Source organism: Pseudomonas sp. NY15181 (assembly GCF_048068055.1).
Lineage (GTDB): Bacteria > Pseudomonadota > Gammaproteobacteria > Pseudomonadales > Pseudomonadaceae > Pseudomonas.
In genome coordinates this window covers 123,541-142,686 of record NZ_JBLUPT010000012.1, presented here as the reverse complement: position 1 = coordinate 142,686, position 19,146 = coordinate 123,541, and the positions used below count along the sequence as shown (strand labels likewise).

General features: G+C 66.0%; 16 protein-coding genes. 12 read left to right on the top strand and 4 right to left on the bottom strand.

Annotated elements, in window-relative coordinates; translation table 11 throughout:
- Window positions 1-88: 88 nt before the first annotated feature.
- From ACNFBT_RS24055 to ACNFBT_RS24030, 6 genes are all read left to right on the top strand, one after another.
- Entirely contained in the window at window positions 89-1,360 is a 1,272-nt protein-coding gene (locus ACNFBT_RS24055) for a glycerate kinase type-2 family protein (protein WP_416753223.1), read from the top strand.
- On the top strand, window positions 1,357-2,787 hold the full coding sequence (gene pyk / locus ACNFBT_RS24050; protein WP_416753222.1) for a pyruvate kinase: 1,431 nt from the start codon (window positions 1,357-1,359) through the stop codon (window positions 2,785-2,787). Before ACNFBT_RS24055 ends, pyk begins: the two co-directional genes overlap by 4 nt.
- A 524-nt stretch (window positions 2,788-3,311) precedes the next feature.
- Window positions 3,312-4,202, top strand: a complete 891-nt coding sequence (locus ACNFBT_RS24045; protein WP_416753221.1) for an urea transporter — start codon at window positions 3,312-3,314, stop codon at window positions 4,200-4,202.
- A 47-nt stretch (window positions 4,203-4,249) separates the two neighbouring features.
- Entirely contained in the window at window positions 4,250-5,086 is an 837-nt protein-coding gene (gene dapF, locus ACNFBT_RS24040; RefSeq protein WP_416753220.1) for a diaminopimelate epimerase, read from the top strand.
- 207 nt (window positions 5,087-5,293) lie between these two features.
- A complete protein-coding gene (gene sstT / locus ACNFBT_RS24035; protein ID WP_416753219.1) occupies window positions 5,294-6,538 on the top strand; it encodes a serine/threonine transporter SstT in 1,245 nt (414 codons plus the stop codon).
- A 206-nt stretch (window positions 6,539-6,744) separates the two neighbouring features.
- Window positions 6,745-7,743 carry a sulfate ABC transporter substrate-binding protein gene (locus ACNFBT_RS24030; protein ID WP_416753218.1) on the top strand — a complete coding sequence of 333 codons (999 nt, stop codon included), beginning with the start codon at window positions 6,745-6,747 and terminating at the stop codon, window positions 7,741-7,743.
- Window positions 7,744-7,784: 41 nt separating this feature from the next.
- Here ACNFBT_RS24030 and ACNFBT_RS24025 read toward each other — a convergent pair whose 3' ends face one another.
- Both ACNFBT_RS24025 and eutH read right to left on the bottom strand, forming a co-directional pair.
- The gene (locus ACNFBT_RS24025; protein ID WP_416753217.1) at window positions 7,785-8,141 is read right to left on the bottom strand and encodes a DUF1937 family protein; all 357 of its coding nucleotides are present in this window, start codon (window positions 8,139-8,141) and stop codon (window positions 7,785-7,787) included.
- 68 nt (window positions 8,142-8,209) lie between these two features.
- The gene (eutH, locus tag ACNFBT_RS24020) at window positions 8,210-9,445 is read right to left on the bottom strand and encodes an ethanolamine utilization protein EutH (RefSeq protein ID WP_416753216.1); all 1,236 of its coding nucleotides are present in this window, start codon (window positions 9,443-9,445) and stop codon (window positions 8,210-8,212) included.
- A gap of 369 nt (window positions 9,446-9,814) precedes the next feature.
- Between eutH and ACNFBT_RS24015 the strand changes: the two genes are divergently transcribed.
- The 4 genes from ACNFBT_RS24015 (at window position 9,815) to ACNFBT_RS24000 (ending at window position 14,808) form a co-directional block, all read left to right on the top strand.
- On the top strand, window positions 9,815-10,591 hold the full coding sequence (locus ACNFBT_RS24015; protein ID WP_416753215.1) for a DeoR/GlpR family DNA-binding transcription regulator: 777 nt from the start codon (window positions 9,815-9,817) through the stop codon (window positions 10,589-10,591).
- A 150-nt stretch (window positions 10,592-10,741) separates the two neighbouring features.
- Window positions 10,742-12,151, top strand: a complete 1,410-nt coding sequence (locus ACNFBT_RS24010; RefSeq protein WP_416753214.1) for an NAD(P)/FAD-dependent oxidoreductase — start codon at window positions 10,742-10,744, stop codon at window positions 12,149-12,151.
- Window positions 12,138-13,370, top strand: coding sequence for an NAD(P)/FAD-dependent oxidoreductase (locus ACNFBT_RS24005; RefSeq protein WP_416753213.1), 1,233 nt, complete (start codon window positions 12,138-12,140; stop codon window positions 13,368-13,370). The genes ACNFBT_RS24010 and ACNFBT_RS24005 overlap by 14 nt, the downstream gene beginning before the upstream one ends.
- Window positions 13,371-13,392: 22 nt before the next feature.
- Entirely contained in the window at window positions 13,393-14,808 is a 1,416-nt protein-coding gene (locus tag ACNFBT_RS24000; protein ID WP_416753212.1) for an FGGY-family carbohydrate kinase, read from the top strand.
- Between the two features lie 6 nt (window positions 14,809-14,814).
- On the opposite strand, the gene ACNFBT_RS23995 is transcribed toward ACNFBT_RS24000, so the two are convergent.
- Both ACNFBT_RS23995 and ACNFBT_RS23990 read right to left on the bottom strand, forming a co-directional pair.
- The gene (locus tag ACNFBT_RS23995; protein ID WP_416753211.1) at window positions 14,815-15,915 is read right to left on the bottom strand and encodes a P1 family peptidase; all 1,101 of its coding nucleotides are present in this window, start codon (window positions 15,913-15,915) and stop codon (window positions 14,815-14,817) included.
- A gap of 15 nt (window positions 15,916-15,930) precedes the next feature.
- Window positions 15,931-17,295 (bottom strand): APC family permease, encoded by a 1,365-nt coding sequence (locus tag ACNFBT_RS23990; RefSeq protein WP_416753210.1) that lies wholly within the window; start codon window positions 17,293-17,295, stop codon window positions 15,931-15,933.
- 209 nt (window positions 17,296-17,504) lie between these two features.
- Between ACNFBT_RS23990 and ACNFBT_RS23985 the strand changes: the two genes are divergently transcribed.
- Together ACNFBT_RS23985 and ACNFBT_RS23980 are read left to right on the top strand one after the other, a co-directional pair.
- Window positions 17,505-18,308, top strand: coding sequence for a helix-turn-helix transcriptional regulator (locus ACNFBT_RS23985; protein ID WP_416753209.1), 804 nt, complete (start codon window positions 17,505-17,507; stop codon window positions 18,306-18,308).
- Between the two features lie 141 nt (window positions 18,309-18,449).
- A complete protein-coding gene (locus tag ACNFBT_RS23980) occupies window positions 18,450-19,034 on the top strand; it encodes an HD domain-containing protein (RefSeq protein ID WP_416753208.1) in 585 nt (194 codons plus the stop codon).
- The last annotated feature ends 112 nt before the right edge of the window (window positions 19,035-19,146 follow it).

The window sequence follows — 19,146 nt, the reverse complement described above, 5'->3', positions numbered from 1 at the left end:
GGCCGGGGCGTTCGATTCCATCGCTGAGTCTTCTGGAGACAGAAGCCTGAGCCATGGGAAACCACAACAAGAATCACGGGAGCCTGTCATGAGCCTGGACCCACGCGCCTTCCTGCGCGAGCTGTTCGACACCGCCATTGCCGCCGCGCATCCGGCCCAGGTACTGGCCGAGCATCTGCCCACCGACAAGGACGGCCGCACCATCGTCATCGGCGCCGGCAAAGCCGCCGGAGCCATGGCCGAAGTCGCCGAGAAGCACTGGAACGGCCAGGTCCAGGGCCTGGTCGTGGCGCCTTATGGCTACGGTGCCGAGTGCCGCAGCATCGAAGTGGTGGAAGCCTCGCACCCGGTGCCGGACGACGCCGGTGAACGTGTCGCGCGCCGCGTGCTGGAGCTGATCAGCGGCCTGACCGAGAATGACCGCGTGATCTTCCTGCTCTCCGGTGGCGGTTCCGCCCTGCTCGCCCTGCCGGCCGAAGGCATCAGCCTCGACGACAAGCGCAGCGTGAACAAGGCACTGCTGAAATCCGGCGCCGCCATCAGCGAAATGAACTGCGTGCGCAAGCACCTCTCCGCTATCAAGGGCGGTCGCCTGGCCCGCGCCTGCTGGCCGGCCAGCGTATACACCTACGCGATATCCGACGTGCCCGGCGACGAGGCCACGGTGATCGCCTCCGGCCCCACCGTGGGCGACCCGACCACTTCCGCCGATGCCCTGGCCATCCTCAAGCGCTATGGCATCGAAGTCCCGGCGAATGTGCGTGCCTGGCTGGAAGACCCGCGCTCGGAAACCGTCAAACCCGGTGACGAGTGCCTGTCGCGCAGCCACTTCAAGCTGATCGCCACACCGCAGCACGCCCTCGATGCAGTGGCCGCCAAGGCCGAAGCCGCCGGCATACCGACGCTGATCCTGGGTGACCTGGAAGGCGAGTCCCGCGAGGTGGCCAAGGTCCACGCCGGCATCGCCCGGCAGATCCGCAAGCATGGCCAGCCCATGAAGGCGCCCTGCCTGATCCTCTCCGGCGGCGAGACCACCGTGACCGTGCGCGGCACCGGCCGTGGCGGACGCAACGCCGAGTTTCTCCTCAGCCTCACCGCCGATCTCAAGGGTGAACCGAACATCTGGGCCCTGGCGGGGGACACCGACGGCATCGACGGCATGGAAAACAACGCCGGCGCCCTGATGACCCCGTGCAGCTATCGCCGCGCCCTCAAGGCCGGCCTGAACCCGCTGCACGAACTCGACAACAACAACGGCTATGGCTTCTTCGCCGAACTGGGCGATCTGGTGATCACCCGGCCGACCCGTACCAACGTCAACGACTTCCGCGCCATCCTGGTCCTCGAGAACGACAAATGACTCCTGATAAAAAAGTAAAAATTCTCGCCACCCTGGGCCCGGCGATCAAAAGCCGCGACGACATCCGTGCCCTGGTCGAGGCTGGCGCCAACCTGTTCCGCCTGAACTTCAGCCACGGCGAGTACGGCGATCACGCCCAGCGTTTTGCCTGGGTCCGCGAAGTGGAAGCCGAGCTGGACTACCCCATCGGCATCCTCATGGACCTGCAAGGCCCGAAACTGCGCGTCGGCCGTTTCGCCAACGGTGCGGTACAGCTGGAGAAAGGCCAGAGCTTCACCCTGGACCTCAGCGACGTTCCGGGCGATGAAAAGCGCGTCAACCTGCCCCACCCGGAGATCATCCAGGCGCTGGAGCCGGGCATGAGCCTGCTGCTGGACGACGGCAAGATCCGCCTGCAGGTGGTCAACGCCCACGCCGACGCCATCGAGACCCGCGTGATGAACAGCGGCGAGCTGTCCGACCGCAAGGGCGTCAACGTGCCCGAAGCCGTACTCAAGCTCAGCCCGCTGACCGCCAAGGACCGTCGCGACCTGGACTTCGGCCTGGAACTGGGCGTGGACTGGGTCGCGCTGTCCTTCGTGCAGCGCCCCGAAGACATCGAGGAAGCCCGCGCGCTGATCGGCGACAAGGCCTTCCTCATGGCCAAGATCGAGAAGCCTTCGGCGGTGCAGTCCATCGAAGCCATCGCCCGCCTGTCCGACGCGATCATGGTCGCCCGTGGCGACCTCGGCGTGGAAATGCCGGCGGAAAGCGTGCCGGGCATCCAGAAGCGCATCATCCAGGTCTGCCGCCAGCTCGGCCGCCCGGTGGTGGTGGCGACCCAGATGCTGGAGTCCATGCGTTTCTCCCCGGCGCCGACCCGCGCCGAGGTGACCGACGTGGCCACCGCCGTGAGCGAAGGCGCCGACTGCGTGATGCTCAGCGCCGAGAGCGCCTCGGGCCAATACCCGCGTGAAGCGGTGGAAATGATGGCGAAGATCATCCGCCAGGTCGAAGCCGAACCGGACTACCAGGCCCAGCTCGAACTCAACCGCCCGGAACCGGACGCCACTGTCTCCGACGCCATCAGCTGCGCCATCCGCCGGATCAGCCGCATCCTGCCAGTGGCGGTGCTGGTGAACTACACCGAGTCCGGCGCCTCGACCCTGCGCGCCTCCCGCGAGCGTCCCAAGGCACCGATCCTCAGCCTGACGCCGCAACTGAAGTCCGCCCGCCGCCTGACCGTGGCCTGGGGCGTGCACTCGGTGGTCAACGCGCAGCTCGCCCATGTCGACGAGATCTGCTCGACCGCCCTGGACATCGCCCTCGCCCAGCGCATGGCGCGTCGTGGCGACACGGTGGTGGTCACCGCCGGCGTGCCCTTCGGTCAGCCGGGCAGCACCAACATGCTGCGCATCGAGACTGTCGCGCCGGCGTTGGAAGGCTAAGCGGTAAAGGAGCGCCCTCACCCCAGCCCTCTCCCTCGGGAGAGGGGCCGTACGTAGCGATGGCCAGTAAGGCGCTCATTGAAATGCTTTCGTTGCACGGATGATTCCGGACAGCGATGAACTGACAGCCACTCCGATCTGCCCCCTCTCCCTCCGGGAGAGGGCTGGGGTGAGGGAAGCAGGCTGTCAGGAGAAACACCGAGTTCAGGAGCCGCGCCAAAGCGCGTGCCTCCGCACCGAGTCACTCCCGGACGGACGGGGCCGGGAATACGGGGCCGCGTCCCCGTCCGTCCGGGTTTGACCTTAACCGAATGCTTGTCGGTCCATGGCCCCCCCACGAGCAACTCCCATGCTGGCCATGGAATTTCGAGGCTGTCAGCGGCGATCCCGTCGGCAGCCTCTTTTCTTTTCAATCAGGTGGCGCGCCCCCGTATGCCGGCGTCACAAGATGCACTACGCTGCGCCACCTCGATGCGCCACGCCCACCGAGACGCCGCCCACGTTTCCCACTGCCCTGTAGCACCATGCCCCTCATTCAGTTCGTTCGTACCCGGCTGATCGGATTCGGCCAGATCTACCTGCAGGCCGACGCACGCTTCGGCCTGATCCTGCTGCTCAGCATCGCCTGGTCGGCACCGCGGCTGTTGCCCGGCGCGCTGCTCGGCAGCCTGCTCGGCGCCCTCGCCGCGCGCTTCCTGCGCGTACCGCAGGCGGACGTCGACGCCGGCCTGTACGACTACAACCCGGTCCTCGTCGGCCTGATGGTACCGTTCCTGTTTCAGTGGTCGCCGACCATGCTGGTGCTCTGCATCGCGGCCATTCTCAGTTCCGTGGTACTGCAGGTCGGGCTGCTGCGCCAGTCGCGCCTGCGCTTCGGCCTGCCGGCCTATACGCTGGCCTTCGTACTGATGGGCTGGGTCTGCGCGAAGCTGGGCAAGGCCGTCGGGCTGGCGCCTGCGGCTGGCCTGGGCTGCCTGTCCTGCAACCTGATCAACCACTCTCTCGACTCGACAGCGCTGGGATTCGGCGAAGTGATCTTCCTCGGCGAACCGCTGGCTGGCCTGACCATCGCCCTCGGCCTGCTGCTGGCCGATCGCCGCGCCGCCTTCTGGGCCCTGGTCGGTGCCGCCGGCGCCTTGTTGATCGCGCAGCTGTTCGGCCTGCCGGCAGCCTCGGCGCAAGCCGGTCTGCTCGGTCTGAACGGCGCGCTGGCCGGTATCGCCCTGTCGCTGCGCTACCGTACTGCGCTGGCGCCTCTGTGCGGCATCCTGCTCGCCGTGTTGCTGCAACCCTGCTTCGCGTTGATCGGCCTGCCGGCCTTCACCGCGCCGTTCATCTTCGCCTGCTGGCTGGTGATCCTGGGCCAGCGCTTGCTGTCGGTACTGCTACGTAACCTCCACACGGAAAAGGCCTGACCGCGTCTATAGTCAGTCGGGCACTTCCTTCAGCGACGGATCGCACCATGCACTTCGTGAAATACCAGGCTCTGGGTAACGACTATCTGGTCCATGCCGGCCCCGAGCCGTTCGCGCTGACGCCAGCGCAGATCGGCCGCGTCTGCGACCGTCACTACGGCATCGGCTCCGACGGCATCCTGCTGGCACAGCACACGGACAGCGCCTTCGGCCTGCGCATTATCAACCCGGACGGTTCCGAGGCGGAAAAGAGCGGCAACGGTCTGCGCATCTTCTCCCGCTACCTGTGGGACTGTGGATTGGTCGCCGAGCAGCCGTTCGACATCCTCACCGCCGGCGGCACCGTCACCAGCCAGGTGTTCGACGAAGGCCGCACCGTGGAGGTCTCCATGGGCCGCGCCGAGTTCGCCTGTGCAGCCATACCGGTGCTCATCGATGCGCCGGAGGCCCTGGGCTACCCACTGGAAATCGATGGCGAATCGTTGAAGATCAATGCGGTGTCCATGGGCAACCCGCATTGCGTGGTGTTCGTCGAACGGACCAGCCGTGAACTGGCCTGCCGCCTCGGCCCGTTGCTGGAGCGCCATCCGCTGTTCCCGCGGCGCACCAACGTGCAGTTCGTGGAGTGGCAGGGCTGCAACGCCCTACGCGTGGAAATCTGGGAGCGCGGCGCCGGCTACACCCTCTCCTCTGGCACCAGCAGCTGCGCGGCGGCCGCCGTGGCACGTCGCCTGGGGGTGTGCGAGGAGCACATCGACCTGAACCTGGCCGGCGGCCAATTGAAGATCCACGTCGCGCACGACTTCCAGGTCACCATGCGTGGCGCGGTGCAGCGGGTCGCCGGCATCGATCTGGACCCGGAATCCTTCAGCGACCTCGGCTGAACCCTGCCTTTATTCCCGCCGTGACCGTCATGGATCAATGCCGGTCAACGTGCGCCCGTCCAGACTGCGACCTGACACCCGCCGAAGCGGAACCTGACCGCTCAATCGACGGGTAACCGCGCATTTCCCGGAATCAGACGGCATAATCCGCGCCCTTGCGCATCCGGCCCGCCGGTGCGATCCCATTCCCATGCAGCGAACGATGTCATGACGCTTCCAACTCCCACCCTCCTGCAGCGGCTCCAGCGCACCAGCCTGGTCCTGCGGATCTTCATCGGCATGCTCTGCGGCATCGCCCTCGCCCTGCTCTGGCCCCAGGGCGCGCTGGCGGTCGGCCTGCTCGGCAAACTGTTCATCTCGGCCCTGAAGGCCGTCGCCCCGGTACTGGTACTGGTGCTGGTGATGTCCTCCATCGCCAACCACAAGCAGGGCCAGCGCACCCACATCCGCCCGATCCTGCTGCTGTACCTGATCGGCACCTTCTCGGCGGCAGTGGTCGCGGTGATGGCCAGCTTCGTCTTCCCCTCCACCCTGGTGCTGCACGCGCCCACCAGCGAACTCGCGCCGCCCGGCGGCATCGGCGAAGTGCTGCGTTCGCTGCTGTTCAGCGTCACCACCAACCCGGTGAAGGCACTGCTGGAAGCCGATTTCATCGCCATCCTGGCCTGGGCCATCGGCTTGGGCATCGCCCTGCGCCACGCGCGGCAGACCACCCGCGACCTGCTGGATGACATGGCCAATGGCGTGACCCTGATCGTCCGCGTAGTGATCGCCTTCGCCCCGCTGGGCATCTTCGGCCTGGTGGCCAGCACCATCGCCGAATCCGGCTTCGACGCCCTGGTCGGCTACCTGCACCTGCTGGCCGTGCTGCTGGGCTGCATGCTGTTCGTGGCGCTGGTGGTCAACCCGCTGATCGTCTTCAGCAAGATTCGCCGCAACCCCTACCCGCTGGTGTTCACCTGCCTGCGCGAAAGCGGCATCACCGCCTTCTTCACCCGCAGCTCGGCGGCCAACATCCCGGTCAACCTGCAGCTGTGCGAACGCCTGGGCCTGCACGAGGACACCTACTCCGTGTCCATCCCGCTGGGCGCGACCATCAACATGGCCGGCGCCGCCATCACCATCAGCGTGCTGACCCTGGCGGCGGTGCACACCCTGGGCATCGCCGTGGACCTGCCCACCGCCATCCTGCTCAGCGTGGTCGCCTCGATCTGCGCCTGCGGCGCTTCCGGTGTGGCTGGCGGCTCGCTGCTGCTGATCCCGCTGGCCTGCGGCCTGTTCGGCATCTCCAGCGAGGTGGCGATGCAGGTGGTGGCGGTCGGCTTCATCATCGGCATCCTCCAGGATTCGGCGGAAACCGCACTGAACTCCTCCACCGACGTGCTGTTCACCGCCGCGGCCTGCCTGGCCGAAGACGGCGTCGACAGCGCCGAGGCCGGCGAACGCGCCTGACCTCCTCCGGGACGGCGGTCCACCCCGCCGTCCCGCGACCTCCCCGCCAACACTCCACATCCGAATCCATCCGGCAGGCCGATCACGCTGCAACTTCCGACTGCCCGCGTGCACGGATGAATAAGCAAATAGCCTTTAAGTATTTAAAGGCCATATAACCCGACGGCATAATCCACCCCCAACAACACTGCCAAAAGGATCGGATTGTGAAACGACTGTTCAGCGCCTCGCTGCTCGCCGCCGGCCTCGCCCTGGCCTCCGCAGCCCAGGCCGCCCAGCCCCTGCTCAACGTCTCGTACGACGTGATGCGCGACTTCTACAAGGACTACAACGCCGCGTTCCAGAAGCACTGGCAGGCCGAGAAAGGCCAGAACATCGTCATCCAGATGTCTCATGGCGGGTCCAGCAAGCAGGCCCGCGCCGTAATCGACGGCCTGCCGGCCGACGTCATCACCATGAACCAGGCCACCGACATCGACGCCCTGGCCGACAACGGCGGCCTGGTGCCCAAGGATTGGGCCGCGCGCCTGCCCAACAACAGCGCACCCTTCACCTCCGCCACGGTGTTCATCGTGCGCAAGGGCAACCCCAAGGGCCTGAAGGACTGGCCGGACCTACTCAAGGATGGCGTGCAGGTGGTGGTGCCGAACCCGAAAACCTCGGGCAACGGCCGCTACACCTACCTCTCGGCCTGGGGCTACACCCTGAAGAATGGCGGCGATGAAGCCAAGGCCAAGGAATTCGTCGGCCAGCTGTTCAAGCACGTGCCGGTGCTGGATACCGGTGGCCGCGCGGCGACCACCACTTTCATGCAGAACCAGATCGGCGACGTGCTGGTGACCTTCGAGAACGAAGCCGAGATGATCGCCCGCGAGTTCGGCCGTGGCGGCTTCGAAGTGGTCTACCCGAGCGTCTCCGCCGAAGCCGAGCCGCCGGTGACCGTGGTCGACAAGGTGGTCGACAAGAAAGGCACCCGAGCCGAGGCCGAGGCCTACCTGAAGTACCTGTGGTCCGACGAGGGCCAGACCATTGCGGCGAACAACTACCTGCGCCCGCGCAACCCGGACATCCTCGCCAAGTTCTCCGACCGCTTCCCGAAAGTGGACTTCTTCTCGGTGGAGAAGACCTTCGGCGACTGGCGCACCGTGCAGAAGACCCACTTCGCCGACGGTGGCGTGTTCGACCAGATCTATACCCCGAACTGAAGCACCGAAACCGGGAGCGGCACGCCGCTCCCGGTACAGCATCAGCGGAACTCGCTCACCACCTCGCTCCACAGACTCACTCGCCGACCACGGGCCTCGAAGAACTCGATCTCCCGACGGATTCCCGCACTCTGATCCCATCCCTCAAGGTCCAGCACCACCAGTTCTTCGAGCGCCTCCATGAAGAAGGCATCGACCGGCCCCCACATTTTCCCGATGGCCGCCCGATCGAGCTCCGGCAGGCAGCGATTGATCGGATGGGACATGGACACCTGGCTGTAGACCGCGTGGCCCGCCTTGACGATATCCGCCGCCACCTGGTTGCAGGCGGAGAAGCGCTGCTCGACGACCTGTGCATCCGCGTGGCTGTAAGGGCAGGCTAGAAAGATCTTGCGCATGAATAACCTCGTGCAATGAAAAGGGCCCGCACCGCTCGGTGCGGCACGGGCCTCGGGGGAGAAGGGTTTCAGACGGCCGGCAGCCTGCTATCGGCCGGTTCTTCTCGCTCCGGCTCCTGCAGGGCAAAGCGCTCGGCAGCGGGAACGGAAATCTTGATGGCGATGAATACCGCGAGCAGGCCACCGAACAGCTTGCCCAGCAGGATCGGCAGGATCAGCGTGGGCTGGAAGTTGGCGGTGAAGGCCAGATGGTCGCCGATGGTGGCCTGGGCGCAGCCCCCCATCGCCACGCACAGCACCTTGTCGCGCGCATTCATGTACTTGAACAGGTGGTAGGTCGCGATGATGTTGGCCAGCACCATGACGAAGCCGGTAGCACCGATGCGGGTCAGGTTCAGTTGCCGGCCGAGCAGCTCCATCGGCCGCCGGCAATAGCGCTGGAACAGGTAGCAGATGGGGAAGGTGCCGGCGAGCATGATGCCGATGTACCCGGCAATCTCGATGGCACGGATCAATTCCTTCTGATCGGCGAACATCGGGTCGAAGCCCCAGCCTCCGAAGACCTTGCTGAACAGGCCGGTGAAGTGTTCGACGATGGACAGTGCCAGCATGATCTTGATGAAGGCATCCATGACCTTTCCAAACACCAGGAAGCCCGTGACCATCATGGTCGCCCGGTACTTCAGCCCGGCCGCCAGCAGGAAGCAGAAGATGAACAGTGGCGCCAGCAACTTGAGCATGTCGACGAAGTCCAGCGCGAGATAGTGCGTGGCAGGCGACGAGGTTGAGACCAGCTCCCGCACCGGCAGGTGGCCCACGGTGATCAGCAACAGCGCCGCCAGCACTGCGAACGGGATACTGATCAGTCCCGCCATCGCGCCCAGCGCCAGGTACTTGTGGTCCTTGCGCTCGAGCATCGTCAGGCCCACCGGAATGAGGTAGACGATGGTGGCCCCCGAGGTGTAGCCCACCAGCATTGCGGTAATCCACATATCACGATTGGCCGTCAGGGCGTCGGCCAGTTGGTAGCCCCCCATGTCCACCGCGATGATCGATAACGCTGCAATCGAGACATCCGACCCCATGGCCTGGAAGAACGGCCCCAGCACATGGGAAATCACCTTCGAAAGATACGGGATGGCCACCATGATCCCGGCCTGCGCCAGGAATACCGGTCCGATGGAATGAATGCCGTTGACGAATTCGCGCCCCAGCCCGCTGTCGGGCCGCACAATCGAGGCAAGCGCCCCGATCACCGCACCGAGCATGATCAGGTAAATCACAAAGTTTCCGAACTCGGCCATTTGCCGTGTCCCCCTCATTCAGTCTTGTAGGCGGCGCAGTGCCGCTGCTTATCGATCGACGGCCCGCTTGAGCGTTCCAGCCATTGCGTCAGCGCGTTCCCTCTCGCACGGGGCGTGCCAATTTTTGGTTTTAATGTTGATTTGCAGTTTTAAACTGCCTAAATTGGCAAGAAAACCACAGCCAGCCAATTCCTTGAATGAGCAGGAAAAGCCTTACCCGGTTGTGGGATCGATTTTTCATTCGTTCAGAACACAGCCCCCTACTCCCTCGCTCTGTAGGCATTGCGATTGTCCATGCGCCCCGAAGGTGTGCCTTGGTAACAATCGCCGCCCAGGCAGGTAGCACGGCAACGATCCGGAGATTGGCGCATGCGCCCCAATGAAAGACGGCAACAGATCCTCGAATTGCTCCGCCAACGTGAGCGCATCTCGGTCGATGAATTGGCCCGGGTGCTGGCTACCTCCCAGGAAACCATCCGCCGCGACCTCTCCGAGCTTTCCGCCAGTGGCCACGTCACCAAGTTCCATGGCGGAGCGTCCCTGCCGCCCAGCGGCGAGCACGAAAATGCGTTCCAGACCCGATTGAACGAACACGCCCAGGAAAAACGTGCCATCGCACGCTACGCCGCCGGACTGTTCGCCCCGGGCGACAGCATCTTCATCGATACGGGCACCACCACCCTGCTGTTCGGACGCGAACTCGCGCGGCTCAACCGCATGACGCTGATCACCAACTCGCTGTTGATCGCCAACGAGGCCGGCGCCTCGGGCAATCGGGTGTTCATGATCGGTGGCGAATTTCGCCCCGAGTCGCAGCAGAACGTCGGCGCGCTGGCCCTGGAGCAGATCAGCCGGTTCAACGCCGAGCATGCGGTGATCACCATTGGCGCCCTGGATTGCGATGGCGCCATGGACTTCTCCATCGAGGAAGCGGAAGTCGCCCGCGCCATGATTGGCCAGGTGCGCAGCCTGACCGTGATTGCCGACTCCTCGAAAATGGGCCGCCGAGCACTGTTCAAGGTGTTCCCCCTCAGCCGGATCGACCGCCTGGTCGTGGATCGCGCGCCCACCGGCGCCCTGCTGGAGGCCCTGCAGGAAGCCGGGGTGGAGATCCACGTCCCCCCGACACGCAATCCGATCGTCTGAGCCTTCCTGTCGTCGAGTGCCGCGCGAGCAGCTGTTGACTGAGTCAAAATTAAAAGCCACATTAAAACAACAAAAATTCAACACTAATTTTGACCATACGGTAACTTCACACTCCGATACAGGAGTGTTACCCCAGGAAACAGTAAGAAAATGACCGAGTCCGCGACTAGGAGCGACGCTCCCTTCGACATCGCCGTGATCGGCGGCGGTGTGGTGGGATGCGCCATGGCACGCCGCTTTACGCTCGAAGGCGCCCGGGTCGTGCTGGTGGAGCGCGGCGCCGACATTCTTTCCGGCGCCAGCAAGGGCAATAGCGCGATACTCCACACCGGGTTCGATGCGCCACCCGGCAGTGTGGAACTGTCCTGCATGCAGGAGGGCTATCGGGAATACCTCGATATTCACCGGCAGATGAACCTGCCCCTGCTGGAAACCGGTGCGCTGGTGGTGGCCTGGAGCGAGGAGGACCTCGCTCGGCTCGATGCGATAATCGCCCAGGCTCACGCCAATGGCGTACTCGATACCACGCGGATAAACCGCGCGGAGCTGGGGGCTCTCGAACCAGCCCTGGCACGCACGGCGCTGGGTGCCGTCCGTGTCCCCGGCGAATTTCTCATCGACCCCTGGTCCGCACCGCTGGCCTACCTGCGCCAGGCTGTCGCCCACGGCGCCCAGGTGCGGCTGGGCATGGAAATCGTCGCGGGCGAGTTCGACGGCGAATATTGGACGCTACGCGCCCCCGCGAACACGCTGCGCGCACGAACCGTAATCAACTGCGCCGGCCTCTTCGGTGACATCCTCGACGAACGCCTGCTGGGCGAGGCCAGCTTCAGCATCCACCCGCGCAAGGGCCAGTTCGTGGTGTACGACAAGGCCGCCTCGCAGCTGATCAGCCACATCATCCTGCCGGTTCCCAACGAGCGCACCAAAGGCATCGTCTTCACCCGCACCATCTTCGGCAACCTGCTGGTCGGCCCTACCGCCGAGGAGCAGGACGATCGCGTGCACGCCGAGGTCGACACACAAACGCTGCGGCAGCTGATGGAAGCCGCGCAAGCGCGCATCCCCGGGCTGGCCGACATGCCGGTCACGGCAACCTACGCGGGTCTGCGGCCGGCCGGCGACAAGAAGGAGTACCGCATCCGCCACCTGGCCGAGCGTCACTGGATCACCGTCGGCGGCATCCGCTCCACCGGACTGACCGCCGCGCTGGGCATCGCCCGGCATGTCCACCGCCTGTATGCCACGCAACAGGCGCATGCGCCGCTGGAAAACCTCCAATGGCCGCAGATGCCCAACCTCGCCGAACACCTTCCGCGAGACTGGCAGCGGCCCGGCTACGGGGAAATCATCTGCCACTGCGAAATGGTCACCGAGCGGGAAATTCGCGAGGCACTGAACAGCCCGCTGCCACCCGGTGATTTCGGCGGCCTGAGGCGGCGCACGCGGGCCTGCATGGGGCGCTGCCAAGGCTTCTACTGCGGCGCCCGAGTGGCCGAACTGAGCGCCGGCCACCTCGCCATTCCACTCGCCACCGGGGCCTGCCATGAGCCGCATTGAGACTACAGACGTCGCCATCATCGGCTCTGGCCCCGCGGGCCTGGCGGCCGCCATCGAACTCAAGCGCCTGGGTGTCGCCCAGGTCAGCGTATTCGAGCGCGACAGCGAAGCGGGCGGAGTTCCCCGGCATTGCGGGCATCCACCGTTCGGCCTGCGCGAACATGGCCGCCTGCTTACCGGCCCCGCCTACGCCCGCTTCAACGTGGAAACCGCCAGGCGTGCCGGCGTGGACATTCGGCTGCGCCACAGTGTGGTCAGATTGGGCCTGCTCGGGCACCTCGAAATGGCGACCCCGGACGGCATACTGACGGTCCATGCCAGGCGCGTACTGCTGGCCACCGGCGCACGGGAAACCCCGCGCTCGGCGCGATTGCTCGGCGGTGACCGTCCACTGGGCGTGATCAATACCGGCGCGCTGCAATCCTACCTTTACCTGCACGGCCTCAAGCCCTTCGAGCGGCCCCTGATCGTCGGCACCGAACTGGTCAGCCTGTCGGCGGTAGCGAGTTGCCGGCGTGCCGGCATCCGGCCGGTGGCAATGATCGAGGCCCGCGAACGCGCCACCGCCCGCTGGCCACTCAACCTCTTCCCCCGGTTGTGCGGGGTGCCAATGCACTTTGGCTGTGAATTGCTGGACATCCATGGCACCGGGCGCGTCGAGGCCGCGCGCGTACGCCTGGCCGATGGGAGCATCGAACGGATTGACTGCGACGGCGTATTGCTGACCGGACGCTTCACTCCGGAGTCCAGCCTCGTGCGTCTCAGCCACCTGCACCTGGACCCCGCCAGCGGCGGCCCGAGCATCGATCAGTTCGGTCGCTGCTCGGACTCCAGCTACTTTGCCGCGGGCAACCTGCTGCGGCCGATCGAAACGGCGGGCTGGTCGTATCGCGAAGGCAGGCGAATCGCCCAACTGATCGCCAGTGACCTCGATCATTCGCTTCCTTCGCCCCAGGCCCCCATCGTCGTGAAGTGCTCCGCACCGCTGCAACTCTGCGTGCCTCAGCGGCTGCTGCGCAGTGACACAGCCGGCATGGAGCAGTTGCAATTGCGCGTGGCACAAGCCGTCCGCGGTCAATTGCGGGTAAGCCTGGATGGCCGCGAGATCTGGAGCCGCCAGCTCTCCTGCCTGCCGGAGCGGCGCCTGCTGATACCGCTGCGCGAGCTGCAGCTGACCCCGGGCGCCCAGCGTCTCGACATTGCCTTCATCCCTCGCTGATCACCGCCGAAGAGAGCGCCCCATGCACATTGCAGCCCTCGACCAGGGAACCACCAGCACCCGCGTCCTGGTCACCAGCCAGGACGGTTCCGCCGACATCCATCTTTCCCTCCGCCATCGACAGCACCATCCGCATCCGGGCTGGGTCGAGCACGATCCACTGGAGCTGTTGGCCAACCTGCAAAGCTGCCTGGAGGCCGCCGGGCCGGTCGACGCCATCGGCCTGGCCAACCAGGGCGAAAGCTGCATGGCCTGGGACGCCCGGAGCGGCGAGCCGCTGTCCCCCCTGATCGTCTGGCAGGACAATCGCACCGCCGAGCGTATCGAGCAGTTGCGCGCCCAGGGCGGCGAAGCCCTGACCCTGGAGCGCGCGGGCTTGCCCCTGGATGCCTATTTCTCGGCCAGCAAACTGGCCTGGATCATCGACAACCTGCCCGCAGCGCGCCAGGCAATGAGCGCCGGCCGGCTCCGCCTGGGAACCAGCGATGCCTGGTTCCTCGATCGCTTGACCGGGGTGTACTCCACGGATGTCACCACCGCCTCGCGCACCTCACTCATGAACCTTTCCACCGGCCAGTGGGACCCGCAGCTCTGCGCGCTGTTCGGTGTCCCGATCGAGGCGCTGCCGGAGATCCGTGACACCGTCGGGCATTTTGGCGAGATCGGCGTTACCCCGGTCACCTCCTCGGTAGTCGATCAGCAAGCCTCGCTCTATGGGCACGGCTGCCGTCAGCCCGGCGATGCCAAGATCACCTTCGGTACCGGCGCCTTTGCCCTGACCCTCAGCGGCGAGCGCATCATCCGCTCGCCGGAGAATGGCCTGCTCGCCACCATCGCCTGGCAGATCGACGGCAAGCCCGTCTATGCGATGGACGGCGGCGTATACGACGCCAGCGCCGCCGTGGAATGGGCCGGCCGGCTGGGGCTGTTCAGCGATTTCTCGGAACTGGCGGGATTCGACCAGGCGGCCGCCATCGGCCGCGGACTGGCGTTCGTTCCTGCACTGTCCGGGCTCGCCTGCCCACACTGGGACCGCAGCGCCGGCGCCTTGTGGCTGGGGATGAACGCTGCCACGACGCGGCAGGACATGTGCCAGGCGCTGCTCGAAGGGGTCGCCCTGCGCAGCGCGGAAGTGATCAGGGCCATGGACGGCTTCCTCACGGTAACCGACAGGCTTTCCATCGACGGCGGGCTGGCCCGGAGCCCCTATTTCGCGCAGTTCCTCGCCGATATCCTGCAGCGCCATATCGTCACGCAACGCTTCGACGAGCTCACCGCCTTCGGCTGTGCGGCCTTGGCGGCACGCGGCCTGGGCATCGAGCTCAGGCCGCCGCGCAACACCTGCACCGAGTTCCGTCCGCGCATCGATGCCGCGACCGCAGCCCAATGGCAATCGCGTTTCAGCGAAGCCATCGGCCGCAGCCGCGGCTGGCGCTGACGCGCCTCAGCGCGGCCGCCAGCCCATCTCCCTCAGGGTATCCAGCAGACGCTCACCACTGAGTGCCGGCACCAGCACACCATCGTCGGTGCGCATGTCGCAGCCGGCCAGCAGCACATTGACGATGGCCTCCTCCACCGCTTCGGCGGCGGCGGCGAACAGCGGCGAAATGTGGTCGTTGTTGACCATCGCCAGCGGCGTGGCGAACGGCAGGTCCTTGCGCGCGTAATCCGCCGCCGGCAGGTCGCGGTTGCCGGTGGCGAAGGCGAGGAAGATGTCGCCACTGGAATCCTCGGTGCCGCCGCCGGTACGGGCGATGCCGACGGAGGCACGCTGGGCCAGGCGCTGGCACTGGTGTGGCAGCAGCGGCGCATCGGTAGCGAGGATCACCACGATGGAGCCCATGCCCGGCTCGCCCTGGTCGGCGAACGGCGATGGGATATCACCCAGGCGACGGCCCACCGGGTAGCCGTCCACCCGCAGCTCGCGGCGCTGGCCGTGGTTGGCCTGCACCAGGGCGCCCACGGTCCAGCCACCCTGCTCCGCCGGCAAGCGACGTGAGGCGGTACCGATGCCGCCCTTGAACTCATGGCAGATCATTCCCGTACCGCCGCCCACCGGACCTTCCCGCACCGGGCCGGATTCGGCGGCGGCCAGGGCCTCGCGCACCTGGTCCGGGCCGACGTGCTGCCCCCAGATATCGTTCAGCAAGCCGTCGAAGGTCTCCATCACCACCGGCATGCACCAGTAGATGGCAGGGTCCGCCAGCTCGGCGTGTTCGGCGGCGATCAGCGCATCGCGCACCACGCCGACGCTGTGGGTGTTGGTGATGGCAATCGGCGTGGTCAGCAAGCCCGACTCGCGAATCCATTCCAGGCCCGTGGCGTCGCCGTTGCCGTTGAGCACATGGCAGCCGGCGAAACAGGGTTGCCGCCGTGCCGCGCCTTCGCGAGGCTGGACCACCGTGACCCCGGTACGCACCGCACGGCCGTCGCGCTGTTCGATAAGGGTGCTGTGGCCGACCCGGATGCCGGGAACATCGGTGATGGCGTTGAACGGGCCGGGCGTGCCCAGGCCAAGGGTGATGCCGAGTTGACGAGCGCGCATGCTGTCTCCTTGCAATCAAAGTTTCTGGAAGGCCGGGCTCAACTTGCCGTAGGTGCTGTAGAGAATCACCGACACGGCCAGTATCCCGGCAATGATCATGACGTCCCGCGAGGAAGCGTCCAGTAACAGGTTGAGCAACAGATAGCCGGCTCCGATCACCGCCAGCATCGCCGGCAGCGGCCACAGCGGCATGCGGTACGGGTGCTCGCGGTCGCGGCGCAACACGCGGCTGAACAGCGCGCAGAGCGCCACCACCAGGTAGACCATGACCAGCAGCAGGACGGTGAAGGAGGTCAACTCCTCCAGGCCCGAGCTGAAGCTCAGCGCCGCCGAAGGAACCCCGAGGAACAGCGTGGCGATCCAGGGCGACTCCCAGCGCGGGTGGATGCGGGTGAAGGCGCGGTTCATCAGCGGCGTCCAGAGTTCGTCGCGGCCGCTGCTGAAGATCACCCGGCCGACCTGGATGACGATGGCGACGATGGCGTTGAACACCGAGAGGAAGATGCCGGCACTGACCAGTCGCGACAGCGTCTCGTTGCCGTGGGCGGTGAGCAGGTAACCGACCGGGTCGGGGCTGGCGATCATGTCTTTCAACGAGGGAGCGCCGAGCAGCAGTGCGGTCAGCGGCACGATCTCGATACCCACCACCAGCACCAGCGACCAGATCACCGCACGGTGCACGTTGCGTCCGCCGCACTTCATGTCCTCGGCCAGCAGCACCGCGCCGCCGAAGCCGTTGTAGGAGAACAGCGCCGTGCCGACGGAGCCGATCACCAGCGCCCAGGGCGCGGCAGCCAACACGCCGCCATCGATGTGCTGCGGCTGCAGCAGCACGCTGATCGGCTGGCTGACATGGCCGAAGCCGAGCACGACTATCACCAGCAGTGCCACCACTTCGCAGAGCAGGAAGACACCGGTGATCCAGGCGTTCATGCGGATATTGAGAATGCCCAATACATAGCTGGCGGCGACTATGACCAGGGCCACGGTCTGGGTATCGAGGTTCGTGCCCAGCGCGCTGTTGAGGTAGGTCGCAGCGCCAGTGGCCAGCACCGGCGGAATGAACAGCAGCGAGACCAGTACGGTGAGGAAGGTCGCATAGCCGGCAAGGCCGCCGAACACGCGCTTGGCGTAGACGTACTCGCCGCCCGCGGAACTGTGGGCGCGGCCCAGTTCGGCATAGCACCAGGCGAACATCAGGGCCAGGAACCCGGCGATGATGAAGGCCATGAAGGCGCCACTGCCGGCCTGCTGGATGGCGAAGGGCGCGATGACGAACACGGAGCTGGCGGGGGTGACCGACGAGACGGTGATGGCGACCACATCGAGCACGCCCAGGCTGGGCTTGAGCGCGCTCTCTGGCGCAGGGGAAGCGCTCATATCGTTGTTTCCTCGTGTTGTTATTGGTGGTTGAGGCAGGAACGAAGACCTTGTCGCGCCCTCTCTCCGAGGCGCTGCATGGGGTGCAGTCTGGGCATGGCGGCAGCGGCGGCCAATCACCATTTGGGGTTACGCCCCTTGACGGCGAACCGGTAAAAGGAGGAAACCGTGGGCCGAATCCACGCCGCCCTTCCGGAGACAACCCGCCGATGTACACCCTGTTCCGCGAGGTCGGCATGCACGCCAACCTCGGCCGCGCCATCGAGCAGATCGGCCAGCCACGCTTCTGGAAGCAGCTGATCCTGCTGCTGCACCAGTGGCTGCCGTTCGATAACGCCCTGGCGATGTTCTACCCGGCCAGCGGCATCCCGGTGGCGCTGGAGGAATACGACGCCGAACCCAACGCCGGCCCGGCGGCCATGGCCATCTACCTCGACGGCCTGTTCCAGCTCGACCCGTTCTACCAGGCCTGCCGCGAGGGCGTGCCCAGCGGGCTGTACCGGCTGGAGGAAATCGCCCCGGACCAGTTCCGTCAGAGCGAATACTTCCTCAGCTACTTCCACGACAACGTGCTGGAAGACGAGGTGCAGCTCATCCTGCAGTTGCCCGGCCAGGGCGCGCTGTCGCTGTCACTGGGCATGCGCCGGCTGTTCGACGCCGAGCAGACCGGCCTGCTGGCGATGCTCTGCCCCTGGGTACTGGCGCTGATGCAGCAGCACTGGCAACAGCGCAGCCAGCGCCTGCTGCCGGCTGCCAGCGACGGTGTGGCGACCCAGGTGCGCGACGCACTGAGCCACTTCGGTGCCGGGGTGCTCTCCGAACGCGAACTGGAGATTGCCCGGCTGATCCTGCGGGGTTACTCCTCCAAGGCCATGGCGGAGCGCCTGGCGATATCCCCGGAGACCATCAAGGTCCACCGCCGCCACCTGTACAACAAGCTCGATATCTCCTCGCAGCCGGAGCTGTTCTCGCTGTTCCTGCAGTCCCTGGGGCACGATCCGGAGAACCCCTGAGGCACCATCGGCGCGGCTGATGGCGCGCCATTCGCGGGCTGCCGGGACACCCGGCTGGCGCGTCCGGCCACTAGCGCCACCACCCGCAGGCTCTAGACTCAAGGCCGTGCCACTCCCCGACCATCACACGAGCACAGCCCGATGAACGCACGCGCCCGCTTCACCCACATGGAAGACGGCAGCACTGAAGACTGGGCGATCATCGCCAAGGACTTCGCCCACTACGCCGCCCTGCTGCCCGACCGCATCATCGCCCATCTGCGCCTGCTCGACGGCGACTTCGGCGGCTTCCCGGTGGACCGCCTGACCCACTCGCTGCAGACCGCCACCCTGGCCCACCGCGACGGTCGCGACGAGGAGTACGTGGTCTGCGCCCTGCTCCACGACATCGGCGATACCCTGGGCTCGTTCAACCACGCCGACATCGCCGCCGCCATCCTCAAGCCCTTCGTCAGCGAGGAGAACCTGTGGATGGTCGAGAAACACGCGATCTTCCAGGGTTACTACTTCTTCCATCACCTGGGCCTGGACCGGCACCTGCGCGAGCAGTTCAAGGACCACCCGCAGTACGCCCGGACCATCGAATTCTGCGCCCGCTACGACGCCGCCGCCTTCGATCCGGACGGCGAAGTGCTGCCCCTGGAGTTCTTCGAGCCCATGCTGCGCCGGGTTTTCGCCCAGCCGCGCCGCTCGATCTACCAGAGGCCCGACGGCAGCATGGCCTGATACGGCAGCGGCGCTGCGCGACGAGCCGTCGCGTGCCGCCGCTGGCCCAGCGGGCAGCGCATGGAATAAGATTCCTACACCCGCAATCGCGCGGGAGGCGCCAATCTGGATT

Excerpts from the sequence above, each read along its gene's own strand:
- pyk (WP_416753222.1), top strand. The coding sequence starts at position 1,357 with ATGACTCCTGATAAAAAAGTAAAAATTCTCGCCACCCTGGGCCCGGCG.
- ACNFBT_RS23990 (WP_416753210.1), bottom strand. The coding sequence starts at position 17,295 with ATGAGCGCTTCCCCTGCGCCAGAGAGCGCGCTCAAGCCCAGCCTGGGC.
- ACNFBT_RS23985 (WP_416753209.1), top strand. The coding sequence starts at position 17,505 with ATGTACACCCTGTTCCGCGAGGTCGGCATGCACGCCAACCTCGGCCGC.
- ACNFBT_RS24005 (WP_416753213.1), top strand. The coding sequence starts at position 12,138 with ATGAGCCGCATTGAGACTACAGACGTCGCCATCATCGGCTCTGGCCCC.
- ACNFBT_RS24045 (WP_416753221.1), top strand. The coding sequence starts at position 3,312 with ATGCCCCTCATTCAGTTCGTTCGTACCCGGCTGATCGGATTCGGCCAG.
- ACNFBT_RS24055 (WP_416753223.1), top strand. The coding sequence starts at position 89 with ATGAGCCTGGACCCACGCGCCTTCCTGCGCGAGCTGTTCGACACCGCC.
- ACNFBT_RS23995 (WP_416753211.1), bottom strand. The coding sequence starts at position 15,915 with ATGCGCGCTCGTCAACTCGGCATCACCCTTGGCCTGGGCACGCCCGGC.
- eutH (WP_416753216.1), bottom strand. The coding sequence starts at position 9,445 with ATGGCCGAGTTCGGAAACTTTGTGATTTACCTGATCATGCTCGGTGCG.
- ACNFBT_RS24015 (WP_416753215.1), top strand. The coding sequence starts at position 9,815 with ATGCGCCCCAATGAAAGACGGCAACAGATCCTCGAATTGCTCCGCCAA.
- dapF (WP_416753220.1), top strand. The coding sequence starts at position 4,250 with ATGCACTTCGTGAAATACCAGGCTCTGGGTAACGACTATCTGGTCCAT.
- sstT (WP_416753219.1), top strand. The coding sequence starts at position 5,294 with ATGACGCTTCCAACTCCCACCCTCCTGCAGCGGCTCCAGCGCACCAGC.
- ACNFBT_RS23980 (WP_416753208.1), top strand. The coding sequence starts at position 18,450 with ATGAACGCACGCGCCCGCTTCACCCACATGGAAGACGGCAGCACTGAA.
- ACNFBT_RS24000 (WP_416753212.1), top strand. The coding sequence starts at position 13,393 with ATGCACATTGCAGCCCTCGACCAGGGAACCACCAGCACCCGCGTCCTG.
- ACNFBT_RS24010 (WP_416753214.1), top strand. The coding sequence starts at position 10,742 with ATGACCGAGTCCGCGACTAGGAGCGACGCTCCCTTCGACATCGCCGTG.
- ACNFBT_RS24025 (WP_416753217.1), bottom strand. The coding sequence starts at position 8,141 with ATGCGCAAGATCTTTCTAGCCTGCCCTTACAGCCACGCGGATGCACAG.